The following is a 25,946-nucleotide window of genomic DNA, read 5'->3' as shown; positions in this document are numbered from 1 at the left end:
CTACTTGCCCAGCGCCCGCAGCGCGCGGGCGAATACCTCGTCCACCGCACCGATGGAGTCGACGGTCTTCAGCTCGTCGCGGTAGTACTCGAGCAGCGGGGCGGTCTCGTCGCGGTAGACCTTCATCCGGTTGAGGATCACTTCGTCAGTGTCGTCGGCGCGGCCGCGGCCCTTGAGCCGTTGCAGCAGCTCGTCTTCGGAGACCCGGAACTCCAGCACCGCGTCGATGTCGGTGCCGCGGCGGCCCAGCATGTCATGTAGCGCCTTGGCCTGCTCGATCGAGCGCGGATACCCGTCCAGGATGAAACCGTTTGCGACGTCCGGCTCGTCCAGCCGGTCGTCGACGAGCTGATTGGTCAGCTCGGACGGCACCAGGTTGCCGGCGTCCAGGTACCGCTTGGCCTCCAGGCCCAGTTTGGTGCCCTGCCAGATGTTCTTGCGAAACAGGTCCCCCGTGGAGATCTGCGGGATCCCGAGCTTCTCGCTGAGCTTTTCGGACTGCGTGCCCTTGCCGGCCCCCGGCGGCCCCAGCAAAACGACTCTCACTTAAGGAACCCTTCGTAGTTGCGCTGCATGAGCTGACTCTCGATCTGTTTGACCGTATCCAACCCGACACCGATCATGATCAGGACTGCCGTGCCGCCGAATGGCAGGTTCTGTACCGCCCCGGCATTGCCGATTTGCATGAACAGGTTTGGCAGCACCGCGATCGCCCCAAGGTAGATCGAGCCCGGCAGCGTAATCCTGCTCAGCACATAACGCAGGTAGTCGGCGGTGGTCTTACCGGGCCGGATGCCCGGGATGAAACCCCCGAACTTCTTCATTTCGTCAGCGCGCTCATCGGGATTGAAGGTAATCGATACGTAGAAATACGTGAAGAAGATGATCAGGCCGAAGTAGATGCCGATGTAGACCGGGTCACTCGGGTCGGACAGGTAGGTGCCGACGAACTTGTCCCACCAGCTGTTGCCCACACCACCGCTGCCACTGCGGATCAACTGCGTGATCAGGTGCGGAATATAGATCAGGGACGAGGCGAAGATGACCGGGATGACGCCGGCCTGGTTGACCTTGAGCGGCAGATAGGTGGAGGTGCCGCCGTACATGCGCCGGCCCACCATGCGCTTGGCGTACTGCACCGGGATCCGGCGCTGGCCCTGCTCGACGAACACCACGCCGACGATGATGATCAGCGCGGCCGCACAGATGGCGGCGAAGATCATGCCGCCGCGGCTGTCCAGGATGGTCTTGCCTTCCGCCGGGATGCGCGCGGCGATACCCACGAAGATCAGCAGAGACATGCCGTTGCCGATGCCGCGCTCGGTGATCAGCTCACCCATCCACATCACCAGCGCCGCCCCGCTGGTCATCACCAGCACGATGAGGACCAGGGTGAAGATGCTCTGATCGGCGATGATGTCCAGCGAGCAGCCCTGCAGCAGGCCGCCGTTGGCCGCCAGCGCGACGATGCTGGTGGCCTGCAAGATGGCCAGCGCGATCGCCAGGTACCGCGTGTACTGCGTCATCTTGGCTTGGCCGGATTGGCCTTCCTTGCGCAACTCCTCGAATCGAGGGATGACCACGGTGAGCAACTGCACGATGATGCTGGCGGTAATGTAGGGCATCACGCCCACCGCGAACACCGTGAGCTTGAGCAGCGCGCCGCCGGAAAACAGGTTGATCAGCGAATAGATCTGCCCGGCTTCGCCGCCGCTGGCTTCTTTGATGCACTGCTGGACGTTTGGAAAGTTCACCCCGGGCGACGGAAGTGCGGCGCCCACGCGATACAGCACGACGATGCCGAGCGTGAAAAGGATCTTCCGTCTCAAGTCGACTGTTCGCAGCGACGAGATGAAAGCCGAAAGCACTCTAATCCTCCTGCGCGGCCGGGTGTCATCCTGCAGTACACGCGCTCAACACCCGCAGGCCAAGACGTACGGCGTCACGCGTCAAATCATGTACGAGACTAACAGCTGGTGGGACCAGATCCTTAAATGGGCAGCCCGGGAGGACCCCCTAAAGGGTCGTAAAAATTCAGAAAGCCAACGGGCTCGATTTCTTCCGCCGCGTGGTCGACGGCGAGCTCACCGCGGACACGCTCGAGGGCGGCGACGGAGACCTACAGCTCGAGTCGGACTCGATCGCGGTCCGCACCCGCTTTTTCGACTTTATCGACGACTTCTTCGTCAACACCGCCCGCGACGGGATCCGCCAGGCCGTGATCGTGGCGGCCGGCCTCGACGCGCGCGCCTACCGGCTGTACTCGCCGACCGGCAGCGTGGTGTACGAGGTAGACCAACCGCAGGTCATCGCGTTCAAGACCGCCACCATGGCGAGCCTGGGCGCCGCGCCGGCCGCCGAACGGCGCACCGTCAGCGTCGACCTGCGCGACGACTGGGCCGGTGGCACTGCGCAGCAGCGGATTAGACGTGAGCCAACCGACGTCGTGGAGTGCCGAGGGGCTGCTCATGTACCTGCCGCCCGAGGCGCAGGATCGGCTGTTCGACAACATCACCGCGTTGTCCGCCTCCGGCAGCCGGATCGGCACAGGATACGTCCCCGACATTCGCGACCGGGTGCGCAAGCGGGGCCGCGAGCTCAGTGAACGCTGGCGCCGCATGGGGCTGGACCTGAACTGGTCGGAACTCGTCTACGCCGGCGAACGCAATGACGTGGTGGCCTACCTCAACGAGCGGGGCTGGCAAACCACGGTACGCACGACGCCGGAGATGTACGGGGAATTCGACCGGGTGCTGTCGTCGATGATGCTGCATCACATCAGCGACGACGCGAAGCCGGCGAGCGGCGTCCGAGATATTTCGGGTCCTGCGTCCGGGTGGCCGTCTGCACCTGGTCGTCATCGGCGGCGAACCCGACACCGGCGGCTTGCTGGCACGGCTCATCCGGCACAACCACCACGTGGCCAGCAATCTGGGTGACGGAATCCTTCGATTGCTACGCTCGACAGGGTTCGACTGCACCGAACTCGCCACTACACGGCAACCAATCGTCGGCCCACTCGCCTACTATCAGGCCACCCGAACGGCCTGACGCTGGTCGATCGTGACCTTGATGGCGCCGCTGTCCGCCTGGCTGGCGATCGCGAGGAAGGCCTCACCGCCACCCATCCAGCTTGAAGGTATGTCAGCATGGTACGCAAGTCAATTCGGCCGTCGACGGCGAGATCCAGGTAATGGGCGATGGCGTGCTTGCGTAGCGCGTCGACCTCTTCGACGCCGAAAGCGTTGGATCCGACCCAGCTGATCTCCTTGAAGTAGAGCGGGCTGGACTCCCAACGTCCGGGCGCGTGCACGTCGGCCTTCACCAGCGTTCCCCGCACGCAACAGCCGCACCCCGAACTCGAACGTCTCGGGCTTGCCGATGGTGTCGTACACGACGTCGACCGCCCCGGGTGGGCCATCGGCAGGCCCTACAACGGTTGATGCACCGGCCGCCGCCCCAGGCACTCAGCTCCTCGATCACGGCCAGGCGTGGTTCGTGCGCAAGGACTTCGGCGGCGCCGAACCGGCGAGCCAGCTCGGCCTGAGCGTCGAACCGCGCCACCACGGCCACACCGGGGTACAGCGCGCGCAGGATCGCGAGCGCACGCAATCCCAGCGAGCCGACCCCGTAGACCAGGACCCGGCCGCCGGGTGATGGTGGGTGCCAGGTGGTGGCGTGCAGTGACACCGAGAACGGATCGGCGAAGACGGCCATCTCGTCGGGATCGAGTCGGGCACCACGAACAACCCGACAAAATGGCCGTACGCACCAAGTTCCTCGACGAGTTCTTCCTCGACGCGACCCGGGCCGGCATCCGTCAGGTCGTGATTCTGGCGTCCGGCCTGGATTCCCGCGCCTACCGGCTGCCCTGGCTCCGACGGCACGGTCGTCTACGAGGGGCGACCCAGCCACAGGTCATCGAGTTCAAGACCCGGGCACTGAGCGATCTGGGCGCCGCGCCGACCGCAGGGTGGTGACCATCGACCTGCGCGACGACTGGCCCACCGCGTTGCGGACGGCCGGCTTCGACCCGTCCCGGCCGGCGGCATGAAGCGTCGAGGGCCTGCTCGGCTACCTGCGCCGTAGACCCAGGACCGGTTGTTTGGACACCATCACCGCGCGCCCGACAGCCAGGTGGCCACCGAGAGCGCGCCAACCCCGAGCCGGGAGAAGAGGACAAGCTGCGCGAACGTGTGCAGGCGATCGCCGAATGCTGGCGCGCCCACGGCTTCGACCTCGACCATGGCGGGGCTGGTGTACCTCGGTGACCGCAACGAGGTGGTTACCTACCTGACCGAGCGCGGCGGGTCACTGCACAGCAGCAGCGTCCAGGAGTTGTTCGCGGAAGACGGGTTTGCCCCGCTCGAGGACGACGACATGCGCATGGGCGAGATGCTTTACACCAGCGGTACTTTGGAGAATTAAGGCGAAATGAGCGTTCAGGCCGGACGATGCGAAGGCGACAGCTGTGGCCTTCCGGGAGGACCGGACCCGTTCTTGAACGATCCCCTGGCGGCTCCGCTGGTTTGGGACGTGGGGTTGGAACCGTTCATCCGAATCATCGATGGCGCCATCGATCTCGAGGACGATGCGCTGCTCAACCGCAAGACGCGCAGCGAACAGATCACGCCGCGCACCAGGTTCTTCGATGTTTTTCGCCGATGCTACGAGTGCCTGTATCCGGCAAGCGGTGATCCTGGCCTCCGGCCTGGACACCAGGGCCTACCGGTTGGCCTGGCCCGCGGGCACGGAGGTCTACGAGGTCGATCAGCCGCAGGTCATCACGTTCAAGACCGACACCCTGGTCGGCCTCAGCGTCGCTCCCACCGCCGAACGTTGCGCGATCGGCATCGACCTGTGCGACGACTGGCCGGCGGCGTTGCGGGAGGCCGGTTTTCGACGTCACCCGACCCGCAGCCTGGATCGCCAAAGGGCTGCTGCCGTATCTGCCGCCCGAGGCGCAGGACCGGTTGTTCGACAACATCACTGCGCTGTCGGCGCCCGGTAGTCGGCTGGCCACCAAACACGTGCCGGACCCCAACACGTTGTCCGACGAGCGGATGCAGCGCATCAGCGAGCGGTGGCAAGCTATGGGTTCAACCTCAACGCGTCAGACCTGTTCTACCGGGGCGAGCGCAACGTCGTCGACTACCGGAACACCCACAACTAGGAGGTCACCGCGCACTCCGCGACAGAGCTGTACGCGCGCAACGGGTTCGGGTTCCCCGACGACGAACTGGCCGCGGCCTTCGGCGACATGAGCTACGCCTCCGCCACCCTGAGATAGCGCCCCGAAATGGCACTTGGTTAAGGTCGTCTCGTGGCACGCGCACACGACGACAATTGGGATCTCGCGTCCAGCGTGGGCGCGACCGCAACCATGGTCGCGTCCTGCCGCGCCATGGCGACCAACGACCCGCGCGGCCTGATCAACGATCCGCTTGCCGCGCCGTTGGTTCGTGCGGTGGGGCTGGATTTCTTCAGCAAGATGATGGACGGTGAGGTCGATTTCTCAGCGATCGAGAACGTCACACCGGTCCGCATGCAGGCGGTGGTCAACGTAATGGCGGTGCCACCGAATTCGTGCCCGGCATCATCGATTTCGACGTGGACAAGGTACGGGAGATGTCCAGCTCGTTCCGGGATCACGGGGTGGACATCGACATGGCGTCGCTGGTGTACGCTGGTGCGCGCAGCCATGTGGTGGATTACCTGACGCCAAGGGCTGGACCGTCGAGGGCATCACCCGCACGGAGCTGTTCGAGCAGCACGGCATCGGCATTCCGCCGCCGGAGAACGACGACCCGCTCGGCGAGATCATCTTCATCAGCGGCCGGCTGGGCTAGGAGCGCGACTCCCCGAGCCACAGCACGCTGGCGCCACTGACCGCCTGCTCGAGATTTTGCACGATCGCGGCCACCGTGCGGCCCAGCAGCACGCCCAGCGCGTCCGGCAGGGATGCGGCCGCCGGCTGCGAGGACGCCCGCGGCCGCACCAGGTTCAGCAACGACGATCCGGGATAGCTGACGATGCGTACGTCGGCGTCCTCGTCCAGGCCGGCCAGGATCTTGGCGCGGCGCACCGCCGTCCGCAGCCCGCCGAGTTCGTCGACCAGGCCGCGCTCGAGCGCGTCGGCCCCGGTCCACACCCGTCCGCGGGCGACGGCGTCGACGGCCTCGGTGCTGAGCTTTCGGTCCAGCGCGACGCGTTCGACAAAATCGGCGTAGATCAGGTCCGCTTCGGCTTCCCGGTCGGCCCGCTGCTGCGCGGTGAACGGCACATCGATCGACCACGTGTCGGCATTCGCGTTGGTGCGCACGGCATCTGACACAATGCCCAGCCGCTCCTTGAGATCCCGGAACACCAGCTTGCCGGTGATCACCCCGATTGAGCCGGTGATGGTGGCCGGATTGGCCACGATCGCGTCGGCGGCCATCGCCGCGTAATAGCCTCCGGACGCCGCCACCGAACCCATCGACGCGACCACCGGCTTGCCGTGTTCGCGGACCCGCGTCACCTCGCGCCAGATGGATTCCGACGCCGTGACCGATCCGCCGGGGCTGTCGATCCGCAGCACGATCGCGGACACCGAGTCGTCGGCCGCCGCCTCCCGCAGCGCGGCGGCAATCGTGTCGCCGCCGACGGCCGAGTGGCCGAACGGCAACAGCTGTGGCCCGCCGCGCCCGTTGACGATCGGCCCTCGCAGCGTGATGACCGCCAGGGTCGGCTTGGACCGGCGGCCGGGCAGCGCAAGGGCCGGCGGCACCAGCCGCGACTTCGCCGCGGAGGCGTACCGGGCCAGGTTCAGCCGCGGCGCAAGCTTTTCCGGGTCATCCGCGCTATCAGCCGACGAAACGCCTTTCACGCCAACCAGTTCCGCGATCCTGACGTGGGCCTGGTCACGGAAGCCGATCCTATCGACCAGGCCCGAGGCCACGGCGTCATCGCGCAACAGCGGGGCCCGGTTGGCCAGTGCATCCAACGCGGCAACGTCAAGACTGCGGGATTCGGCGATCGCGCGCCACACCTGATCTTGCAGGCTATCCAGCATCCGGGTCACCGCTTCGCGGTGGGCCTCGGTGAATCCGTGCTCGGTGAAAACGTTTGCCGCGGACTTGTATTCACCCTTGGCGACAAACTCGGCGTCAATACCCGCCTTGTCCAGCGCGGCGCGCAGAAAGTTGGTGTTGCTGGCGAAACCGATCAGCCCGACACTGCCCGACGGCTGCATCCACACCTCGCCGAACGCCGAGGCCAGGTAGTAGGACAGCGTGCCCGGATAGGTCTCGGCCCACGCCAGCGACGGCTTGGCGGCACCGAAGGCCGCGATCGCCTCCCGCAGTTCCTGGACCGCCGCGGGCGGGGCGGTGGAGAGTTGCACGCGGGCGATCAGCCCGGCGACCCGTGAGTCCTCGGCGGCGCGGTGGATGGCGGCGACGGCCTCGCGCAGCGCGATGGGCCGCTGCGCCCCGGTGACCAGTGCTAGTGGATCGAATCCCGACGTCTCGGGCGGTACCGAGCGCAGGTTGAGTTCGAGCACACAGCCGTTCGGCACGCCGTGGTGGCGGACAGTGTCGACGCGCCCGGCCAGGGCCTGCACGTCGTCAACTCCGGGCAGAGAAGGCGGAAAGGCGACCATGTCTGCAGCGTACCGATGAACGACCGTAGGGTGAGCTGGTGAGATTTTCGATCGCCATCCCCAGTTCGACTACCACGAAATTCGACCGGGCGGGCTTGCGCTCCTTCGTGGAGAGGGCCTAGGAACTGGGGCTTCGAGGGCATCTGGACCCTCGAGCAGACCATCGGCCAGGCACCACTGCTCGCGCCGCGAGCGTGTTCGTCGTCGCGTGGCATCTGCTGGTGGTGACCAACATCGACAACTTCCTGCGCCCGATCCTGGTGCCGCGCGACGCCCGGCTGAATTCCGCGCTGATGCTGCTGTCGGTGTTCGCCGGCATCGCCATGTTCGGGCCGTGGGGCATCGTCATCGGGCCGGTGCTGATGATCCTGATCGTGACAACCATCGACATCTACCTCGCGGTCTACCAGGGGTTCGAGCTGGTCAGCCCCGACGCCGAGGCACCCACCCGCCGCAGCTGGTTGCCACGTCGGAAGTCGAAGCCCGGTCCGGCACCGACTGTGACGTTAAGTCAGCCGCGCAGTGAGGAATTCGACGACCCGCTTGCGGGCCTCATATGCGGGATGACCGTCGACCTCGCGAACCTCGTCGGTGAGCACCGAGTGCGCAATCTTGGCGAAACCATGTTCGTTGCCGGGGCGCGAATCGATCTCGATCACCTCGAACGCGTCGCCGAGCCGCTCGTTGAGCGCGGTGAAACGCTCCCGCGGGGACATCCAGTCCTCGCTGAAGCGCAGACCCATGGCGCACAGCCCCTCGTTGGTGGTCCGATCGACGATCGTCGTCATCTCCGCGTCACTCAATCCGGTGTCGCTGCGCCGAGTCCGGCCCAGCGGCAACGGAACCGACGGATGGCTGAGCACCGGAGCCAGCACGCTGTCGTCGACCACGGCGGCCAGCGCGAAGCCGCCGGTGAAACACTGGCCGATCACGCCTACACCCTTGCCTGGTGTTAACGCGTTGAGGTCCCGGGCCAACGCCCGCAGGAACAACGACACCAGCCGCGCCTTGTTCGTCGCGAATGCGGCGAACTCCCTTGCCACACAAGCCCGCGCGATCGTCGCCGCCGTATAATCGACCGTCACCTCCTTACCGGGCACCCCGAACAGTGACGGCATGGCGACGGTGAAGCCGTTGTCCACCAGGTGGTTACCCAGACCCAGGACGCCGGGATGGATGCCCGGTATCTCGGGAATCAGCACCACGCCGGGGTCGGTTCCCTTGCGGTAAACGTCGTGGGTGTAGCCGCCGCCGGTGAACGGTACCGCGGTCCAGCCGGTGAGGTCCGCTTCGGGTGCTGTCACGATTCGCTCCTATCGGCCCTACGGCGCGCTGAAGTGCTGAACTAGTGGCTCGCCAGGGGTGGCTGCGACTGGGTGGCCGCCGCCAGCGTACGAAACTGGTCGACGGTTCCGGCGCCGGTGATCGCGAGCTGGGTGGCGCCGCCGGGACTTGTCAGCCGGGTCGTCCAAACCGGTTCGGCGTCGGCGCCACGGTCGCCGGTTCCGCGATAGGTGACCCAGATCGTCCCCGCCACGTCGACGGTTCCGGTGGGGTACGCCGACGGATGAATCGATCCGACGAGCTTGTCCTCGCCGGCGTTGCTCTGGGTCAGGCTCAGGTACACGCCGGTGGGGCTGATGTATCCCACCGTCGAGGTGGCCGCGTGGCCGCGCTGCCCGCCCGAGGTGCGGCCCTCCTCGATGCCGCCGCGGCCGCCCGAGTTGGGCTGCCAGCCCGCGGGCAGCGCGGGCACTCGGATCGGGAATCCGAGCGTTTGGGCGTCCGCCCGCAGGGCCGCCGCCGCGTCGTACGACGGAATCGCCCCCTTGTTCGCCCCGGTGGGCTGGAATGAGCACATCCCGACCATGCCCGCCAGCAGGATGCACCCGATGACCAGCGGGGTCAGTGACCAGAACATGTCGCGACCTTCCTGCAACAGCCGCGCTTTCGCCGGCCGGGCGGCGGGCGCGGGCTCCCCGGCCAGGTCGGCTGGGATACTGCAGGGCTGTTCGTCGGGCACCCCACGAGTATCCCAGCCCGCCGCAACCAGCCACAGCCCAGCTCCAGCCGACCGATCTGCTTCTGGGAGAATCAGCAACCATGACAGCATTGGGCGGATCTGGCTCGTCGTCGGGCGCGACCGCGGGCCCGGACGCGCAGGGACGTGCGCGCCGCGAGGCCCCGGACCGCAACCTAGCCCTGGAGCTGGTACGGGTCACCGAGGCGGGCGCCATGGCGGCCGGCCGTTGGGTCGGCCGGGGCGATAAGGAAGGCGGCGACGGCGCGGCGGTCGACGCGATACGTGAACTGGTCAACTCCGTGTCCATGCGTGGGGTCGTCGTCATCGGCGAGGGCGAAAAAGATGAGGCACCCATGCTCTACAACGGGGAGGCGGTCGGCAACGGCGACGGTCCGGACTGCGACTTCGCCGTCGACCCCGTCGACGGCACCACTTTGATGAGCAAGGGCATGCCCAACGCCATCTCGGTGCTGGCGGTCGCCGACCGTGGTGCCATGTTCGACCCGTCGGCGGTGTTCTACATGAACAAGATCGCCGTGGGGCCGGAGGCCGCGCACGTGCTGGACATCACCGCGCCCATCGCCGACAACATCCGCGCGGTCGCCAAGGTCAAGGGCCTCTCCGTGCGGGACATGACCGTATGCATCCTGGACCGGCCGCGGCACGCGCAGCTGATCGAAGAGACCCGCGCCACCGGGGCCCGCATCCGGCTGATCACCGACGGCGATGTCGCCGGCGCGATCTCCGCCTGCCGCCCCGACTCGGGCACCGACATGCTCGCCGGTATCGGCGGCACCCCGGAGGGCATCATCGCCGCGGCGGCGATCCGCTGCATGGGCGGGGCAATTCAGGCCCAGCTGGCGCCCAAAGACGAGGCCGAGCGCCGCAAGGCGCTCGATGCGGGCTACGACCTGGACCAGATCCTCACCACCGAGGACCTGGTGTCCGGGGACAACGTTTTCTTCTGCGCGACCGGGGTCACCAACGGGGACCTGCTCAAGGGCGTGCAGTACTACCCCGGCGGCTGCACCACGCAGTCGATCGTGATGCGTTCCAAGTCGGGCACCGTCCGTATGATCGACGCCTATCACAGGCTGTCGAAACTCAACGAATATTCCGCGATCGACTTCACCGGCGACAGCAGTGCCGCCTATCCCCTGCCGTAACCGCGACAGCAGCCCCGACGAAGAGGAATGATTCATGGCCGACAGCGCCGAATACCGCATCGAACACGACACCATGGGCAAAGTCCGAGTACCCGCAAAAGCGTTGTGGCGAGCGCAAACTCAGCGCGCCGTGGAGAACTTCCCGATCTCGGGCCGGGTCCTGGAGCGCACCCAGATCCGCGCGCTGGGATTGCTGAAAGGCGCCTGCGCGCAAGTGAACAAGGACCTCGGGCTGCTGGCGCCGGAGAAAGCCGAGGCCATCATCGCCGCGGCCGCCGAGATCACCGACGGTCAGCACGATGACCAATTCCCGATCGACGTGTTCCAGACCGGGTCGGGCACCAGTTCCAACATGAACACCAACGAGGTGATCGCCTCCATCGCGGCCCACAGCGGCGTCACGGTGCACCCGAACGACGACGTCAACATGTCGCAGTCGTCCAACGACACCTTCCCCACCGCCACCCACATCGCGGCCACCGAAGCCGCCGTCCGCCACCTCATTCCGACGCTCGAGGTGCTGCACGACGCGCTGGCCGCCAAGACCGCCGAGTGGCGCACCGTGGTCAAGTCCGGTCGCACCCACCTGATGGATGCCGTTCCGGTCACTCTCGGCCAGGAGTTCAGTGGGTATGCCCGCCAGATCGAGGCCGGCATCGAGCGGGTGCGCGCCACGCTGCCGCGGCTGGGCGAGCTGGCGATCGGCGGGACCGCGGTGGGCACTGGGCTCAATGCCCCGGACGGCTTCGGTGCCAAGGTGGTCGAGGCGCTGGTCGTGTCGACCGGCCTGGCTGAACTACGCACGGCGACAAACTCTTTCGAGGCGCAGGCGGCACGCGATGGACTGGTGGAGGCATCCGGCGCGCTGCGCACCATCGCGGTGTCGCTGACCAAGATCGCCAACGACATCCGCTGGATGGGTTCCGGCCCGCTGACCGGTCTGGCCGAGATCGCGCTGCCGGACCTGCAGCCGGGCAGCTCGATCATGCCGGGCAAGGTCAATCCCGTTCTGCCGGAAGCTGTTACGCAGGTCGCCGCGCAGGTCATCGGCAACGACGCCGCGGTGGCGTGGGGCGGGGCCAGCGGTGCTTTCGAACTCAACGTCTACATCCCGATGATGGCCCGCAACATCCTGGAGTCGTTCAAGCTGCTGACCAATGTGTCCAGGCTGTTCGCCGAGCGCTGCATCACAGGCCTGTCGGCCAACGTCGAGCACCTGCGTGAGATCGCCGAGTCGTCACCGTCGATCGTGACCCCGCTGAACTCGGCGATCGGCTACGAGGAGGCCGCCGCCGTGGCCAATCAGGCGCTCAAGGAAAAGAAGACGATTCGCCAGACCGTCATCGGTCGCGGTCTCATCGGTGACAAACTGTCGATCGAGGAGCTGGATCGCCGGCTCGACGTGCTGGCCATGGCCAAGGTCAAACCGGCCAACTAGGCGGGTGTGGTTCGGCGATGACGATTCCTCCCAGGCGGGCCGTACGGTCAGGATCCGTACGGAGCGAATCCGTATGGACAGAACCCCTATTGGGGACCTCCGCCGCAGAGCGGAGGTCCGCCCCCGTACCCGCCGGGCGGCTCCTACCCGGGGTCGCCGAGCGGTGGGTACCCGTATCCGCCGACCGGTCCGTTCACTAACCCCGCCGGTGGGATGGATCCGGCCGTGCCCGGCTACCCGGGACAACAGTTTCCACCCGGCTGGCCGCCGGGGTCCTGCCCGCCAAGGCCGCCGCCGAGCGGGCGCGCTCGAACATGCCGTGGTTGATCGTCGCCGGCATCGCGGTGCTGGGCGTCATCGCGCTGGTGGTGATTCTGGTGATCACCCTCAACAGCGGGCCCTCGTCCCCAGCGCGAATCCGACCGGCCCGTCGTCCTCGACGCTAGCGCCGACGTCGGACCGAACGGGTCCGGGCAGACCGCCACCGATTGCACGCCCAACGTGCCCGGCGGCGGGCAAGCCGTCGTTCCCAGCCAACGCGGCGCCGGGGTGGACGCCGTTCTCGGACGACCAGACTCCGAATCTCATTGGCGCGGTGGGGCTTGCGCAGGAGGTACCCGACGCCAACCAGTGGGTGATGCAGGCCGAGGTCGCCGTCACGAATTTCGTCCCGAGCATGGACGTCGCCGCGCAGGCGGCTAAGTTGATGAATTGCGTGGCGGTGGGTCCCGGTTACTCCAACGCCTCGCCGACGCTGGGCCCGCTCAAGAAGTCGATGACCGTGGACGGCGTCAAGGCCGCCCGGGTGGACGCCGACGTCACCATCGCCGACCCGGCCCGACGAAATGTGAAGGGCGACTCGGTGGTCATCATCGCGGTCGACACCAAGCCGGTTACCCTCTTCCTGGGCGCCACGCCTATCGGCGACGCCGCCTCGGCGGTGTGCTAAATCAGGTGGTAGGATCGCTGAAGGTGTCGAAATAGCGGGCTGATTCGCGGCTAACCGAGATCCGCGGGCGTCGAGACATGCGTGGTTTCGACGCCCGCGCAGCACGGTTGAATAGCACTCGGCCCAGTGCGCGGCCTCGGCGGCGTCGGCGCGCTCGATGGCCGCGCGAAGACCCCCGGCACCGCCAGCCGGGGGTCCTGGCCGCGCGTCGCGGCACCCATGATCAGCCGCAGGGTGCGCTGGGCGAGCAGCATTCCGTGGCTTCCCGCTGCGCGGCGGTGGGTCGATCGCGTACTCGATCAACAGCCTGCGGGCCGACTTGCGCTGCGGCCCGTCCACCTTGGTCACCTTCTCAAGGTAGCGGCGCCCGCACTAAGCGCCATTGCTCGGCCCGCCCGAGTTCTGGCCCGGGATGTCGGTGATGGGGAAGTTAGGCATCGGCTTGGGCGAGGGGGTGTTGGGCAGCGTCGGGATGTCGCCGGGCGGAATGTCGTGCAAGTCGTTGGCGGGCGGGCCGTTTTCTCGGCTGCCATAGCTGCTGCCGGGGACCCGTGGGCCGAGCAGCTCGCTGACGGTCACCAGCCGGTAGCCGTTGGCCTTAAGCACCGGGATGAACTGGTACACCAGATCAACGGTGCTCGAGTAGGTGTTGTGGAACAACACCACCGACCCGGGCTTGATGTAGGTCATTAGCATGTACCGGGTGGCCGCGGTGTTCGAGTCGTTCGCCCAGTCGAAAGGGATTACGTCCCAGAGGATTTCGGAGAGACCGTAGCGAGCGGCGGTCTGCCGCACCTCGGGGGTGGACAGGCCGCCGGCCGGTCGGTACAGCGTCGGGGTCCGCCCGGTGGCGGCGGTGATCGCGTCGTTGGCCTTGGTGAACTGTGCGGCGATGTCCTCGGGGGGAATGGTCGCCATGTTGGGGTGCTCCCATGTGTGGCTGCCGATCTCCATGCCGGCGTCGGCGATGCGTTTGGCGCCGGCCGGGTTGGCGGCCACCTTGTTGCCGATCAGGAAGAAGGTAGCCTTGGCATCGTTGTCTTTGAGGATCTGCAGCAGCCGCTCGTCGAAGGGGCCCGGCCCGTCGTCAAACGTCAGCGCGACACGCTTGACGACCGAGCAACTCAGGTTGTCGGCGCTGATGACGTGTCCGGTCAGGCCGCCGATGACCAGCACCGCACCGGCCGCCACCACACCGAATAAGGTCCGCCAGTAGCGCCAGGCTTGGTTGTCGGGTCGTTTCGACACGGTAAAAGCCTACCCACCGCGAAACTATAACCAGCGACGCATTTCGCGAGTATAGCCGTCGTGGAATACAGTTTCGCTGCCGGGCAAACGGTCAGTGCGGGCCCGCGATCTCCTCGAGCATCTCGGTGACCAGTGCCGCAATCGGCGACCGCTCGCTGCGCAACAGCGTGATGTGCGCGAACAGCGGGTGGCCCTTCAACTTCTCGATCACCGCGGCGACGCCATCATGCCGGCCGACCCGCAGGTTGTCGCGCTGGGCGATGTCGTGGGTGAGCACCACCCGCGAGCCGGTGCCCAACCGGGACAGCACGGTCAGCAAGACGTTGCGCTCCAGCGACTGCGCCTCGTCGACGATCACAAACGAGTCGTGCAGCGAACGTCCTCGGATGTGGGTCAGCGGCAGCACCTCGAGCATTCCGCGGGACAGCACCTCTTCCAGCACCGCGGGGCTGGCCAGGCCCTCCAGCGTGTCGAAGACCGCCTGCGCCCAGGGGCCCATCTTTTCGCTCTCGCTGCCGGGCAGGTAGCCCAGCTCCTGGCCGCCGACGGCGTACAGCGGACGGAAGACCACGACCTTGCGTTGCGTGCGACGTTCCAGCACCGCCTCGAGGCCCGCGCACAGAGCCAGCGCCGACTTACCGGTACCGGCCTTGCCGCCCAGCGACACGATGCCCACCGACTCGTCGAGCAGCAGGTCGAGTGCCACCCGTTGCTCGGCCGACCGGCCGCGCAGCCCGAACACCTCGCGGTCACCGCGAACCAGCTGGACGCGCTTGGCCGCGGTCACCCGGCCCAGGGCATGCGAGCTGCCGCCCAGCAGCCGAACTCCGGTGTGGCAGGGCAGGTCTCGTGCCTCAACCAGATCGATCTCGCCGTCGGCGAACAGCGCGTCGATGTCCTCCGCGGCCGTCTCGATCTCCTGCATCCCAGACCAGCCAGAGGCCACGATGTCCTGCCCGTGATACTCGTCGGCGGCCAGGCCCACCGCGGCGGCCTTGACCCGCAACGGAATGTCCTTGCTCACCAACGTAACTCGCTTGCCCTCGGCGGCCAGGTTGGCCGCGCAGCTTAGAATCCGGGAGTCGTTGCTGTCGGTGCGAAATCCAGCCGGCAACACGGCGGGGTCGGTGTGGTTGAGCTCTACGTGCAGCGAACCACCTTGTTTTCCAACGGGAATCGGTTGATCTAAACGCCCGTGCTCCAGCCGGAGATCATCGAACAAACGCAGCGCCTGACGCGCGAACCAGCCCAGCTCATGATGATGGCGTTTGGCCTCCAGTTCGCTGATCACCACCAACGGGACCACCACCTCGTGCTCGGCGAACCTGTTGCAAGCCCAGGGGTCGGACAGCAGCACGGAGGTGTCGATCACGTAGGTCCGGATTTCGGTCACGAAGCGCTCCTCGAGCGGGATGAGCCCGCGCGGACTCGCACAGGCATGTCGGCGGGAACTGCGACACGAAGACCCGGGACCGGCCCTTCCGTTGGATGATGGGAAGTGCCGCCCTGGCAGCTGAACATGACGCTGGCCATCGAAAATCACGTTACTCCCGAGAGCGCTGCACCGCCGCGCAGACGCGCCGACACCGGGGTGCCGACGAGCGCCGAAGCCGGCGAGCCGTTGCGGGCTCACCGGTCGTCAGGCGGGCTCAGTCGATGACGAACTGCCGCAGCTGGGGGTCACCGGCGACGCCCCAGGCCTTGATGCGGTCGGAGATCGCCCGGCGCAGGTCATCGAGACCGAAAATTCCAGCGGCGGCGACGTTTTGCACCTTGCCCTGGTACGCCTCGATATCGCCGCCGACCACCGGCAGTTCGGACGCACGGGCGGCGATCGCAGCGAGCGTCTCCTCGCGCGTGTACTGCAGGCAATGCGCGACCAGGTTGGAGAAGAACTCCTCGTGGCGCTCCTCGTCACGCGAGATCCGGTCGACCAGCCCGGACAGGATGGGCTCCTCGAGCTGGTCGGCGAGATTGCGGGTGAAGACCGCGTGGGTGCGCTCGGTGAGCGCCATGTACGCCAGGGTCTCAACCTGCGAGTAGTGATCGGCGCGATAACCCTGCATCACGTACTGTAAGCGGGCCTGCTCGTTGGCGGTGGGGTCGACCTCACGGGTCACCACCAGGTATTCGCGCAGCGCAATGGCGTGCAGATGCTCCTCGGCGGTCCAGCGGCCGATCCAGCGGCCCCACCAGTCCTCGAGAATGAAGTGCTCGACGAGCTCGCGGTGGTGAGCAGCCAGGTCGTCCTTGAGCAGCAGCAGAATTTCGCAGGCGTCGGTGACGGCCCGGGGCAGCGTCATGCTGGACGGATCCCAGTCGCGTCCGCCGAGGAACGCGAAGTTCTTACCGCGGTCGAACGGCACGTAGTCGTGCGCGAACCAGATGTCCTCGGTGTTGAGGTGGCGGTCCATGTTGACCTCGACCACCGGTTCGAGTTCCAGGGTTAATGCGTTAGCTACAGGTTTCTGTGCCATGCAGTAACTGTAACCCGTAGACACAGGTGAAATAAACCGGGGCCGCATAGTGTCGCGGCCCGGGCGGTGTCAGCGCCCAACCAGAGCCCAGTCCTCGAGGCCGTCGTAGAGCGGGAAATCCTGCGCGAGCCGCGTGACACGTTGCCGCAGTCCCGCCACGTCAGCGGAGGTACCGGCCGCCAGCGTGGTGGCGATGACATCGGCGACCTCGGCAAACTCGGCGTCGCCGAAACCGCGGGTGGCCAGGGCGGGCGTCCCGATCCGCAGACCCGAGGTGACCATCGGGGGGCGCGGGTCGTTGGGCACGGCGTTGCGGTTGACCGTGATGCCGACCTCGTGCAGTAAGTCCTCGGCAGCCTGCCCGTCCAGCGGGGAGTTGCGCAGATCGACCAGCACCAGGTGCACGTCGGTGCCGCCGCTGACCACCAACACGCCGGCCTTGACCACGTCGGCCGCCAACAGCCGGTCGGCCAGAATGCGGGCCCCGGACAACGTGCGCTGCTGGCGCTCGACGAACTCCGGGGTGCTGGCGATCTTCAGCGCGACCGCCTTACCCGCGATCATGTGCATCAACGGGCCGCCCTGGTGGCCGGGAAAAACCGCCGAATTGACCGCCTTGGCGTACTCCTGCTTGCCCAGGATCATTCCCGAGCGCCCGCCGCCCAGCGTCTTATGGACGGTGGTGGACACCACGTCGGCGTGCGGCACCGGCGAGGGGTGCAGCCCGGCGGCGACCAGTCCCGCGAAGTGCGCCATATCCACCCAGAGCTTGGCGTCGACCTCGTCGGCGACCGACCGGAACGCCGCGAAGTCGAGGATCCTCGGGTACGCCGACCAGCCGGCAATGATCACCTTTGGGCGGAACTCGAGCGCCTGGGCGCGCACGACGTCCATGTCGACCAGATGCGACGTTGGATCGACGCCGTAGAAGCCGTTCTCGTAGAGCTTGCCGGAGAAGTTGAGCTTCATCCCGTGGGTCAGATGCCCGCCGTTGGCCAGGTCCAGGCCCAGCAGCCGCTCCCCGGGCGACATCAGCGCGTGCAGCACCGCGACGTTGGCCTGCGCGCCGGAGTGTGGCTGCACGTTAGCGAAGTCGGCGCCGAACAGCGCCTTGGCCCGGTCGCGGGCGATGTTTTCCACGACGTCGACGTGCTCGCAACCGCCGTAGTAGCGCCGGCCGGGCAGGCCCTCGGCGTACTTGTTGGTCAGCACGCTGCCCTGCGCCTGCAGCACCGAGCGGGGCACGAAGTTCTCCGACGCGATCATCTCGAGGGTGTCACGCTGGCGGCCGAGCTCTTTGCCAAGCAGCCCGGCGATATCCGGGTCTACCTCGGCGAGTGGCGCGGACATCACGGACGCGGATACACGGGCATCAGGTGCAGCAGTCACGGCCGCCAGTCTATCGAGCGGTGGTTTTAGCCAGCCCAGCCGTGTGGCCTGCGGTCCTCCCTGCCACACTGGGCACTATGCCCCGGCTGAGCGAGCCGAGCCCTTATGTGGAGTTCGACCGAAAGCAGTGGCGCGCGTTGCGCATGTCGACGCCACTGGCCGTCACGGAAGAGGAGCTTGTCGGCCTGCGCGGTCTCGGCGAACAGATCGATCTGCTCGAGGTCGAAGAGGTCTACCTGCCGCTCGCCCGACTCATCCACCTCCAGGTGGCGGCCCGGCAACGCTTGTTCGCCGCCACCGCGGAGTTCCTCGGTGAGCCCCAGCAGAATCCCGACCGGCCGGTCCCGTTCGTCATCGGGGTGGCCGGCAGCGTTGCGGTCGGGAAGTCGACCACCGCGCGTGTGCTGCAGGCGTTGCTGGCACGCTGGGATCACCACCCGCGCGTTGACCTAGTCACCACCGACGGTTTCCTCTACCCGAACGCGGAGCTGGACCGGCGAAACTTGATGCACCGCAAAGGCTTTCCGGAGAGTTACAACCGCCGGGCGCTGATGCGATTCGTCACGTCGGTCAAATCGGGTTCCGACTATGCGTGCGCGCCGGTGTATTCACATCTGCGCTACGACATCATCGCCGGGGCCAAACACGTCGTCCGGCACCCGGACATCCTGATCCTGGAAGGTCTCAACGTATTACAGACAGGTCCGAACCTGATGGTATCGGACCTGTTCGACTTTTCGTTGTATGTCGACGCCCGAATCGAAGACATCGAACAGTGGTACATCTCGCGGTTCCTGGCGATGCGCAGCACGACCTTCGCCGACCCGCAATCGCACTTCCACCACTACTCCGCGCTCAACGACGCCAAGGCCGTCGCCGCCGCCCGCGAGATCTGGCGGTCGATCAACCGGCCAAACCTGGTCGAGAACATCCTGCCCACCCGGCCACGCGCGACGCTGGTGTTGCGCAAGGACGCCGACCACTCCATCAACCGGCTGCGACTGCGCAAGCTGTAAGGCCTCAAAAAGGCCTAGAGCGGGGCACCGCCGCGGCCCCGTGACAGGCCCGGTGGACGCCCCGCTCCGGCGGGAATGGGATTACGCGGGCAACCTGCGCACTCCCAGGTACTGCAGCCAGGACAGGGCAGCGGTCAACAGGCCGATAGCCACGCGGCCATGCCCATCCCGATCGCTGTCATCGGCAGAGCCTACCGCCCCGAACGCCAGCAGCGTCAACACGATGTTGGCCACGACGACACCGACGCCGACGCTGCGGAGGTCCTCCAGCCCGGTCAGGCCGTAGAACACTGAAGAAGGCGCCGAGGGCGAATTGCACGTTGGGAACTCAGCCCGGTCAGCGACGAGAGCGGATCGGCGAACAAGGCGGTAGCCAGACACCACACAGACCCGTCAACGTGGCGTCTACGCGCATGACGAAACGCAGCAACGAATCGGTCGCGTCGAAGAGGCGCATGTTCGGTATGCCAGTTACAGCACATGTGATTACTCCTTGCGATGGCGGATGGATGGTATTGAAATGGGTCTCAGCGTGCCGCCAGTGCACTGCCACCGCGAACATCAGCAGTTGGCCCGGTCGCAGCGGCCTTTCGACGCTGCCGGCGATCGCGGCGGCGACCAGGGTGAGCGCGGCGACGCCGGCGATCAGTAGCAGCTCCCGGGTGCGGACCCGCCAGCGCTCGGCGGGTCGAGAGAGCTCGACCAGCACCGCGAACTAGGCCACGCTGGGAATGGCGACCAGATAGATCTCTATGCGGCTGAGCAGCCCGGCGTGGGTCCGCACAAAGGGGTCGCAGTGCGCACCGCGTCCAGCGCCACCATCAGGGCGAAACCACACAGACCGATCGCCGCCAGGACCAGCACCGGTTTTCGCGGGTCACGGGACAGCAGATACAACCCGACCAACCGCTCAACGCGAACACCACAGCCGACAACGCAGCTATCTCCTCAGTGTGGCACGCCCGAGGAGGCGCTTAAGACCGTTCGGCGGCGGCCAGGCTACTTACCGTGCCGGCGATCCCGTCGGCTGTAATCACGCAGCGCACGCAGAAAATCGACCCGGCGGAACGCGGGCCAGTGCGTCTCGCAGAACCACATCTCCGAGTAAGCGCTCTGCCACAACAAAAACCCGGACAGGCGCTGTTCGCCCGAAGTACGGATGACCAGGTCGGGGTCGGGTTGCCCGGAGGTGTACAGGTTTTCGGAGATGGCCTCGACCGTCACCGACTCGACGAGCTCTTCACAGTTCACGCCGTTGGCGAGTTCCTTGCTCAACAATGCGCGCACCGCCCCGACGATCTCCTGCCGGCCGCCGTAGCCGACCGCCACGTTGACGTGGAAGGGCGCGGCGCTGGGAGTGGACTTGACCGCCTCGCGCAACCGCCGGGCCGGCTCGTCGCCGAGCAGCTCCAAATTGCCCACCGTGCGCACGCTCCAGCGGTTGGCCGGCGCGCAGATCTCCTCGACGACGTCGGTGATGATTTCGATCAGGCCGTCCAGCTCGTCGGGGTCGCGCTGCAAGTTTTCGGTGGACAGCAAATACACGGTGGTCATCTCGACGCCGGCTTCCTGGCACCAGCGCAGCATCTCGGCGATCTTATGCGCGCCCATCCGGTAGCCGTAGCTGACGTCGTCGTAGCCCGCGTCGCGCGCCCACCGCCGGTTCCCGTCGCACAGCACCGCGATGTGGCGCGGTAGCTGGGACTTCGAGGCGGCCAAGCCCTGCCGCAGCCGCAGCTCGTAGACGCGATACAACGGCTCTTTGAGCCGCGGCGGAATGATCTCCACGAACGTCCACCCTACTGTGAGCCGCGACCAATTCTCGGACGAAGTGGCAGCATGTCACGGCGCGCGACACCGGGGTCGGCCGGCCGGCGCGAGCTAACGTTTAGCGAGAGAAGCAAGCGGCAAATTCGACCGTCATCGGACAAAGGCATCAGGAGACATTGAGTCAGACCACAACGGAGCAGTCCGAACCTCAGGGACTCGCCGCCAACGCGACACAACAACTGGTCGAGGGTGTCACCCGGGTATTGACCAAGCCGCGGTTCCGCGGCTGGATCCACGTCTATTCCGCGAGCACCGCGGTTTTCGCGGGCGCCTCGCTGGTTGCGGTGTCGTGGGCGGTGGGATCGACCCGCGCCGGCCTGGCGACCCTGCTGTACACCGCAGCCACGATCGTGATGTTTTCGGTCAGCGCCACCTATCACCAGGTGCATTGGAAATCTGCGGCCGCCCAGAAATGGATGAAGCGGGCCGATCACTCGATGATCTTCGTGTTCATCGCGGGCAGCTACACGCCGTTCGCGCAGCTGGCCCTCACCCCGCGGGACGGACACGTGGTGTTGTGGATCGTGTGGGGCGGGGCGGCGGCCGGCATCCTGCTGAAGATGCTGTGGCCGACGGCGCCGCGGTGGGTCGGGGTGCCACTGTACATCCTGTTGGGTTGGGTCGCGGTCTGGTACACCGGCGAGATCCTGCACAACGCCGGGGTGGCGGCCATGGTGCTGCTGTTCGTCGGCGGCGCGCTGTACAGCATCGGCGGCATCCTGTATGCGCTGCGTTGGCCCGACCCGTGGCCCACGACGTTCGGCTACCACGAGTTCTTCCATGCCTGCACCGCCGCCGCGGCGATCTGCCACTACATCGCGATGTGGTTTGTCGTCTTCTGACTCCCACCCGCGAGACTGCAACCAGCGACGGCTCTATTCGCGAAACGCATCGCGGAATACCGTTTCGCGGCGGTGATATTACTGCACGCCCAACGCGGCTGCCAGGTCGGCCGGCCGGGTCACCGGTAGGTTGCACAGCCGTCCCCGGCACACATAGGCCGCATCGGCGCCGTTCACCCGGTCCCGACCGACCAGCAGCGCCGACGAGTCCATCTTCCCACCCACCACAATCGCCCCGCCGGGAGCCAACCGGCGCGCCTCGGCCAACAGCGCCGAGCGCGCGGAGTCGCAGGCTACCGCGATCTGCAGAGGCCCGCGCACGGCCGCCTCGGCCACGGCCAGCCAGTGCCCGGCCGACGCCGGAGCCCGCGCCAGGAGCAGGGCGTGCGCGTCGAGGGTCTGCAGCGCCGCCTGCAGATATCGTGGCGCCGTGGCGCTGTCGACCAGGTGCGCGGCGGTCAGCAGCGCCTCGGTGATCGTCGACGCGCCCGACGGCGTGGCCCCGTCCAACGCGTCGGCCGGGCGCAGGATCAGCTGCTCGGCGTCGTCGGCGGTGTCGTACCAGCGGCCGGGCTGCTGCGGGTCGGCGAAATGCTCGCAGGCGGTGTCGAGAAGTTCACGCGCCGCGACCAGCCACTCGTCTTCGACGGTCAGCTGGTAGAGCGCGAGCAATCCGGTGGCCAGCATCGCGTAGTCCTCCAGGATGGCGGCGCTGTCGCCGACCACCCCGCCGAGGCTGGCCCGCCGCAGCCGGCCGTCGACCCGGTGCAGTTCGAGCAGTGCCGTCGCGCAGCGCCGCGCCGCGCGGGCGAGTTCGGGTTCGTCGAGCGCCACGCTGGCCTCGGCCAGCGCGGTGATCGTCAGGCCGTTCCACGATGTGACGACCTTGTCGTCGCGGCCCGGCTGCCTCCGGGTCAGGCGCGCGGCCAGCAGCGCGGTCCGGACGCGATCGAGCCGGTCCTGGTCAGCGGGATCGTTGGGCAGTTGCAGCACCGACGTCCCGTGTTCGAAGGTTCCGGATGCAGTTACAGCGAAAACCTGTGCGGCCCAAGGGCCGTCGTCCGGACCGAGCACCTCGGTCAACTGCTCGGGCGTCCAGACGTAGTTGGCGCCTTCGCGACCGCCGGCGTCCGCGTCCAGCGACGAGACGAACATCGCGCCGTCGGTCAGCTCGTCGAGCAGAAACCGCGCGGTCTGCGCGGTGACCCGGCGGGCCAGCGAGTCTGCGGTGCGCCGGGCCCAGTGCGCGTAGGCGCGCAACAGCAACGCGTTGTTGTACAGCATCTTCTCGAAATGCGGTACCACCCAGGCGTTGTCGACGCTGTAGCGGGCGAAGCCGCCGGCAAGTTGGTCGTAGATGCCGCCCCGGGCCATGGCACTTCCGGTGTGCGCGACGGCCTGCAGCGCGGACACTGATCCGATGCGCTCGTAATGACGCAGCAGCGCTTCGAGCATCGCCGACGGGGGGAATTTCGGCGCCCCGCCGAACCCGCCGTGCGCCGTGTCCAGGCCAGCGAGCACCGCGACAACCGCATGATCACACAGTCCCGTATCGATGTCGGGACCCGCGCCGGCCGCACCCGCAACCGCCCCGGCCATCTTGCGCAACTCGCCGGCGATCTGGTCGGAGGCCTCCTCGACTTCGCCGCGGCGTTGCCGCCAGGTTTCGGTGACCGCCGAAAGCAATTGCAGGAAGCCGTCTTTCGGATAGTAGGTGCCGCAGAAGAAGGGCCGCCCGTCCGGCGTCAGGAAGCATGTCATCGGCCAGCCCCCGTGCCCGGTGAGGGCGATGGTGGCGTTCATGTAGACCGCGTCGATGTCCGGGCGTTCTTCCCGGTCGACCTTGACGCAGACGAGGTTCGCGTTCATCGCGGTGGCCACCTCGTCGTCCTCGAACGATTCGTGGGCCATCACGTGACACCAATGGCAGGCGGCGTAGCCGATCGAAAGCAGGATCGGCACGTCGCGCGCGGCCGCCTCGGCCATCGCATGGGGCGTCCACTGTTGCCAGTGCACCGGATTGTCGGCATGCTGACGCAAATAGGGACTGGTGGCCAGCCCCAGGGTGTTCGTCCCGGCGGACTCAGCCGGGCTCATCACCGGGTACCGGCGGCCGCGTCAATCCTTGGGCCGTGCCCGGGGTGCCGTCCGGCGGCACGACCTGGTCGGTGCCCTCGTCGGCGGCCTGATCGGGCTCGGGGTGCGTGGGGTCGAAGGAATCGGGCACCTTTTTCAGCTGCCGGTTCATCGAGCGCAGCAGAAACAGGGTGGCGATCAACAGCAGCACGACGATCAAAAGCCCGATGGGACTGGCCTTGCCGAAATCGGGCCCGGTGTTGTGCGGCGGGCCGTCGGCGAGCACCGTCAGCAGCAGGTGACTCACTTGAGGTTCTCGATTCCGGCGAACAGGTCGTCCTCGGGCAGCCGGACCCGGACCCGCGAGCGGGCCAACTCGAATTCCTCGGTCGGCCAGAGCCGCTGCTGCCAGGCGATCGGCGCGGCGAAGAACTCGGCGTTGGGATCGATCTGGGTGGCATGCGCGCGCAGCGCGTCGTCGCGCTGGCTGAAATATTCCGCACACTGGACGCGGGTGGTCACCCGAGAGTCGAACGGATCGTGCTCGGGCTTCCAGTACTCCAGCCACCGGCCGAACGGGCCCTCCTCGCCGCGCTTGGCGAATTCGTCCTGGAGCAATTGGATGCGCTGGCGCAGAAACCCGTGCACGTAGTACAGCTTGGATACCGCCCAGGGCTCGCCGGCATCCGGGAAGCGGGCGAAGTCGGCGGCGGCTTCGTACGCCCCGACCGAAACCTGGTGGCAGCGGATGTGATCCGGATGCGGGTAGCCGCCGTTCTCGTCGTACGTGGTGATCACGTGCGGCCGGAACTCGCGGATCACCCGGACCAGCGCCTCGACGGGCCTTTCGAGGGGCACCAGCGCGAAACAACCTTCCGGCAGCGATGGCGGCGGATCCCCCTTGGGCAGGCCGGAGTCGACGAAGCCGAGCCAGGTGTGCTCAACGCCGAGGATTTCGGTGGCCTTCGCCATCTCGTCACGCCGAATTTCGGCGATGTGCTCTTTGACGTCGAGCAGGTCCATGGCCGGATTGAGAATGTCGCCGCGCTCACCCCCGGTCAGCGTCACCACCAGCACGCGATGCCCTTCGTCGGCATAGCGGGCCAGGGTGGCCGCGCCCTTACTAGACTCGTCGTCGGGGTGGGCGTGCACCGCCATCAACCGCAGTTCGCTCACGTGTCCCCTTGTCGGATTCCTGGTCTCCCCCGAGCCTATAAGGACCATATAATTCCAATTTTTCTATGTTGCAGCTGCCAGCCGCCGGCTTGGCAGCGGACCAGCCCCCGGTAAAGCGCCATGACCACGCCCCCCACCCCGCGTCCCGAATCGCGCTACGGACGCACGCGGCTGTCGCGCGTGTCCCGCCGCTGGCTGGCCGCCGGGCTCGGTGTGCTGGTGCTCGCGGGCGGCCTCGGCATCGCCATCGTCGGATACCAACGGCTGGGCACCAATGCCGTCTCGGGGTCGCTGACCGGCTACGCGGTTCTCGACGAGCAAACAGCGTCAATAACGATCAGCGTGACGCGATCTGACCCGGCGCGGCCGGTGGACTGCATTGTGCGGGTCCGTGCGAAAGACGGCCGCGAAATCGGCCGCCGCGAAGTGCTCGTCCCGCCGTCCGAAGACAAGACCGTGCAAGTCACGACCACTGTGAAGTCGTCGGCACCGCCGGTGATGGCCGACATTTACGGGTGCGGCACCGACGTCCCCGACTACCTTCGTCCCGCCTGATCGGTCGCAAAGCTAAACCCCAAATGACGTCATCGGACGTTTCCACGGTGGTAGCATGAGTAAATGCACGGTTCCACTTGGGGCCGTGTATTGCTGCATTAGCGGCCGTGAGCAAAGCG

General features: G+C 66.9%; 23 protein-coding genes and 7 pseudogenes. 13 read left to right on the top strand and 17 right to left on the bottom strand.

Annotated features, from left to right (window positions below; genetic code table 11):
* Both FQ389_RS07080 and secY read right to left on the bottom strand, forming a co-directional pair.
* Positions 1 to 546: an adenylate kinase gene (locus FQ389_RS07080; protein WP_144206480.1), complete on the bottom strand. Its 546-nt coding sequence runs from the start codon at positions 544 to 546 to the stop codon at positions 1 to 3.
* The gene (gene secY, locus FQ389_RS07075) at positions 543 to 1,868 is read right to left on the bottom strand and encodes a preprotein translocase subunit SecY (RefSeq protein WP_144206479.1); all 1,326 of its coding nucleotides are present in this window, start codon (positions 1,866 to 1,868) and stop codon (positions 543 to 545) included. The genes FQ389_RS07080 and secY overlap by 4 nt, the downstream gene beginning before the upstream one ends.
* Before the next feature lie 170 nt (positions 1,869 to 2,038).
* On the opposite strand from secY, the pseudogene FQ389_RS17805 reads away from it, so the two are divergent.
* A pseudogene (locus FQ389_RS17805) lies at positions 2,039 to 2,744 on the top strand (SAM-dependent methyltransferase); the annotation flags it as partial.
* Between the two features lie 285 nt (positions 2,745 to 3,029).
* Here FQ389_RS17805 and FQ389_RS22260 read toward each other — a convergent pair.
* Positions 3,030 to 3,726: pseudogene (locus tag FQ389_RS22260) on the bottom strand (zinc-binding dehydrogenase); the annotation flags it as partial.
* Between FQ389_RS22260 and FQ389_RS22255 the strand changes: the two are divergent.
* Positions 3,657 to 4,054, top strand: a pseudogene (locus tag FQ389_RS22255) (class I SAM-dependent methyltransferase). The pseudogenes FQ389_RS22260 and FQ389_RS22255 overlap by 70 nt on opposite strands.
* Positions 4,055 to 4,115: 61 nt before the next feature.
* Here the strand turns inward: FQ389_RS22255 and FQ389_RS22250 are convergent.
* Complete coding sequence (locus FQ389_RS22250; RefSeq protein WP_260860572.1) at positions 4,116 to 4,247, bottom strand: hypothetical protein; 132 nt, start codon at positions 4,245 to 4,247, stop codon at positions 4,116 to 4,118.
* On the opposite strand from FQ389_RS22250, the gene FQ389_RS22245 reads away from it, so the two are divergent.
* From FQ389_RS22245 to FQ389_RS07050, 3 genes and pseudogenes are all read left to right on the top strand, one after another.
* Positions 4,246 to 4,428, top strand: a complete 183-nt coding sequence (locus tag FQ389_RS22245) for a hypothetical protein (protein ID WP_260860571.1) — start codon at positions 4,246 to 4,248, stop codon at positions 4,426 to 4,428. The two genes, FQ389_RS22250 and FQ389_RS22245, sit on opposite strands and share 2 nt — an antisense overlap.
* Positions 4,429 to 4,434: 6 nt before the next feature.
* Positions 4,435 to 5,290: pseudogene (locus tag FQ389_RS22240) on the top strand (SAM-dependent methyltransferase).
* 33 nt (positions 5,291 to 5,323) lie between these two features.
* Positions 5,324 to 5,849, top strand: a pseudogene (locus FQ389_RS07050) (class I SAM-dependent methyltransferase).
* On the opposite strand, the gene sppA reads toward FQ389_RS07050, so the two are convergent.
* Positions 5,846 to 7,642, bottom strand: a complete 1,797-nt coding sequence (sppA, locus tag FQ389_RS07045) for a signal peptide peptidase SppA (protein ID WP_144206478.1) — start codon at positions 7,640 to 7,642, stop codon at positions 5,846 to 5,848. The pseudogene FQ389_RS07050 and the gene sppA sit on opposite strands and share 4 nt — an antisense overlap.
* A 185-nt stretch (positions 7,643 to 7,827) precedes the next feature.
* Here sppA and FQ389_RS07040 point away from each other — a divergent pair.
* Positions 7,828 to 8,172 (top strand): annotated as a pseudogene (locus tag FQ389_RS07040) (AI-2E family transporter); the annotation flags it as partial.
* Here FQ389_RS07040 and FQ389_RS07035 read toward each other — a convergent pair.
* Both FQ389_RS07035 and FQ389_RS07030 read right to left on the bottom strand, forming a co-directional pair.
* On the bottom strand, positions 8,149 to 8,946 hold the full coding sequence (locus tag FQ389_RS07035) for a dienelactone hydrolase family protein (RefSeq protein WP_144206477.1): 798 nt from the start codon (positions 8,944 to 8,946) through the stop codon (positions 8,149 to 8,151). The pseudogene FQ389_RS07040 and the gene FQ389_RS07035 sit on opposite strands and share 24 nt — an antisense overlap.
* Positions 8,947 to 8,987: 41 nt before the next feature.
* Positions 8,988 to 9,629 (bottom strand): DUF4245 domain-containing protein, encoded by a 642-nt coding sequence (locus tag FQ389_RS07030; RefSeq protein ID WP_260860577.1) that lies wholly within the window; start codon positions 9,627 to 9,629, stop codon positions 8,988 to 8,990.
* A 116-nt stretch (positions 9,630 to 9,745) separates the two neighbouring features.
* Here FQ389_RS07030 and glpX point away from each other — a divergent pair, with 116 nt between their 5' ends.
* The 4 genes from glpX (at position 9,746) to FQ389_RS19370 (ending at position 13,218) form a co-directional block, all read left to right on the top strand.
* Entirely contained in the window at positions 9,746 to 10,831 is a 1,086-nt protein-coding gene (gene glpX / locus FQ389_RS07025; RefSeq protein ID WP_144206475.1) for a class II fructose-bisphosphatase, read from the top strand.
* A 34-nt stretch (positions 10,832 to 10,865) separates the two neighbouring features.
* Positions 10,866 to 12,269: a class II fumarate hydratase gene (locus FQ389_RS07020; protein WP_144206474.1), complete on the top strand. Its 1,404-nt coding sequence runs from the start codon at positions 10,866 to 10,868 to the stop codon at positions 12,267 to 12,269.
* Between the two features lie 314 nt (positions 12,270 to 12,583).
* On the top strand, positions 12,584 to 12,715 hold the full coding sequence (locus FQ389_RS19375; RefSeq protein WP_260860569.1) for a hypothetical protein: 132 nt from the start codon (positions 12,584 to 12,586) through the stop codon (positions 12,713 to 12,715).
* Positions 12,716 to 12,864: 149 nt separating this feature from the next.
* On the top strand, positions 12,865 to 13,218 hold the full coding sequence (locus tag FQ389_RS19370; protein ID WP_260860568.1) for a hypothetical protein: 354 nt from the start codon (positions 12,865 to 12,867) through the stop codon (positions 13,216 to 13,218).
* Positions 13,219 to 13,590: 372 nt separating this feature from the next.
* On the opposite strand, the gene FQ389_RS07010 is transcribed toward FQ389_RS19370, so the two are convergent.
* The 4 genes from FQ389_RS07010 to glyA all read right to left on the bottom strand — a co-directional run bounded on the left by FQ389_RS07010 (position 13,591) and on the right by glyA (position 18,293).
* Positions 13,591 to 14,466 (bottom strand): polysaccharide deacetylase family protein, encoded by an 876-nt coding sequence (locus FQ389_RS07010; RefSeq protein ID WP_144206473.1) that lies wholly within the window; start codon positions 14,464 to 14,466, stop codon positions 13,591 to 13,593.
* Positions 14,467 to 14,557: 91 nt separating this feature from the next.
* Positions 14,558 to 15,859, bottom strand: coding sequence for a PhoH family protein (locus FQ389_RS07005; protein ID WP_144206472.1), 1,302 nt, complete (start codon positions 15,857 to 15,859; stop codon positions 14,558 to 14,560).
* A 256-nt stretch (positions 15,860 to 16,115) separates the two neighbouring features.
* Entirely contained in the window at positions 16,116 to 16,943 is an 828-nt protein-coding gene (locus FQ389_RS07000) for an acyl-ACP desaturase (protein WP_144206471.1), read from the bottom strand.
* 69 nt (positions 16,944 to 17,012) lie between these two features.
* Positions 17,013 to 18,293 (bottom strand): serine hydroxymethyltransferase, encoded by a 1,281-nt coding sequence (gene glyA / locus FQ389_RS06995; protein ID WP_144206470.1) that lies wholly within the window; start codon positions 18,291 to 18,293, stop codon positions 17,013 to 17,015.
* Between the two features lie 116 nt (positions 18,294 to 18,409).
* Between glyA and coaA the strand changes: the two genes are divergently transcribed.
* Positions 18,410 to 19,348, top strand: a complete 939-nt coding sequence (gene coaA / locus FQ389_RS06990; RefSeq protein WP_144206469.1) for a type I pantothenate kinase — start codon at positions 18,410 to 18,412, stop codon at positions 19,346 to 19,348.
* 81 nt (positions 19,349 to 19,429) lie between these two features.
* On the opposite strand, the gene FQ389_RS19365 is transcribed toward coaA, so the two are convergent.
* The 3 genes and pseudogenes from FQ389_RS19365 to FQ389_RS06975 all read right to left on the bottom strand — a co-directional run bounded on the left by FQ389_RS19365 (position 19,430) and on the right by FQ389_RS06975 (position 21,136).
* The gene (locus FQ389_RS19365; RefSeq protein ID WP_260860567.1) at positions 19,430 to 19,639 is read right to left on the bottom strand and encodes a hypothetical protein; all 210 of its coding nucleotides are present in this window, start codon (positions 19,637 to 19,639) and stop codon (positions 19,430 to 19,432) included.
* 262 nt (positions 19,640 to 19,901) lie between these two features.
* Positions 19,902 to 20,292 (bottom strand): annotated as a pseudogene (locus tag FQ389_RS06980) (hypothetical protein); the annotation flags it as partial.
* A 55-nt stretch (positions 20,293 to 20,347) separates the two neighbouring features.
* Positions 20,348 to 21,136, bottom strand: a complete 789-nt coding sequence (locus FQ389_RS06975) for a (2Z,6E)-farnesyl diphosphate synthase (RefSeq protein ID WP_144206468.1) — start codon at positions 21,134 to 21,136, stop codon at positions 20,348 to 20,350.
* Between the two features lie 158 nt (positions 21,137 to 21,294).
* Here FQ389_RS06975 and trhA point away from each other — a divergent pair, with 158 nt between their 5' ends.
* Positions 21,295 to 22,020, top strand: coding sequence for a PAQR family membrane homeostasis protein TrhA (trhA, locus tag FQ389_RS06970; RefSeq protein ID WP_144206467.1), 726 nt, complete (start codon positions 21,295 to 21,297; stop codon positions 22,018 to 22,020).
* Between the two features lie 78 nt (positions 22,021 to 22,098).
* On the opposite strand, the gene FQ389_RS06965 is transcribed toward trhA, so the two are convergent.
* From FQ389_RS06965 to mca, 3 genes are read right to left on the bottom strand one after another with little or no spacing between them, the layout of a single operon-like run.
* Entirely contained in the window at positions 22,099 to 24,117 is a 2,019-nt protein-coding gene (locus FQ389_RS06965) for a thioredoxin domain-containing protein (RefSeq protein WP_144206466.1), read from the bottom strand.
* Complete coding sequence (locus FQ389_RS06960) at positions 24,104 to 24,403, bottom strand: hypothetical protein (RefSeq protein ID WP_144206465.1); 300 nt, start codon at positions 24,401 to 24,403, stop codon at positions 24,104 to 24,106. The genes FQ389_RS06965 and FQ389_RS06960 overlap by 14 nt, the downstream gene beginning before the upstream one ends.
* Positions 24,400 to 25,272 carry a mycothiol conjugate amidase Mca gene (gene mca / locus FQ389_RS06955; RefSeq protein ID WP_144206464.1) on the bottom strand — a complete coding sequence of 291 codons (873 nt, stop codon included), beginning with the start codon at positions 25,270 to 25,272 and terminating at the stop codon, positions 24,400 to 24,402. The genes FQ389_RS06960 and mca overlap by 4 nt, the downstream gene beginning before the upstream one ends.
* 120 nt (positions 25,273 to 25,392) lie before the next feature.
* Here mca and FQ389_RS06950 point away from each other — a divergent pair, with 120 nt between their 5' ends.
* Positions 25,393 to 25,827, top strand: coding sequence for a DUF4307 domain-containing protein (locus FQ389_RS06950; protein WP_144206463.1), 435 nt, complete (start codon positions 25,393 to 25,395; stop codon positions 25,825 to 25,827).
* Positions 25,828 to 25,946: the final 119 nt, after the last annotated feature.

Origin of the sequence: Mycobacterium tilburgii (assembly GCF_902168065.1) — a bacterium.
GTDB classification, from domain to species: Bacteria; Actinomycetota; Actinomycetes; order Mycobacteriales; family Mycobacteriaceae; genus Mycobacterium; species Mycobacterium tilburgii.
This window is presented reverse-complemented; position numbering and strand designations above follow the sequence as displayed.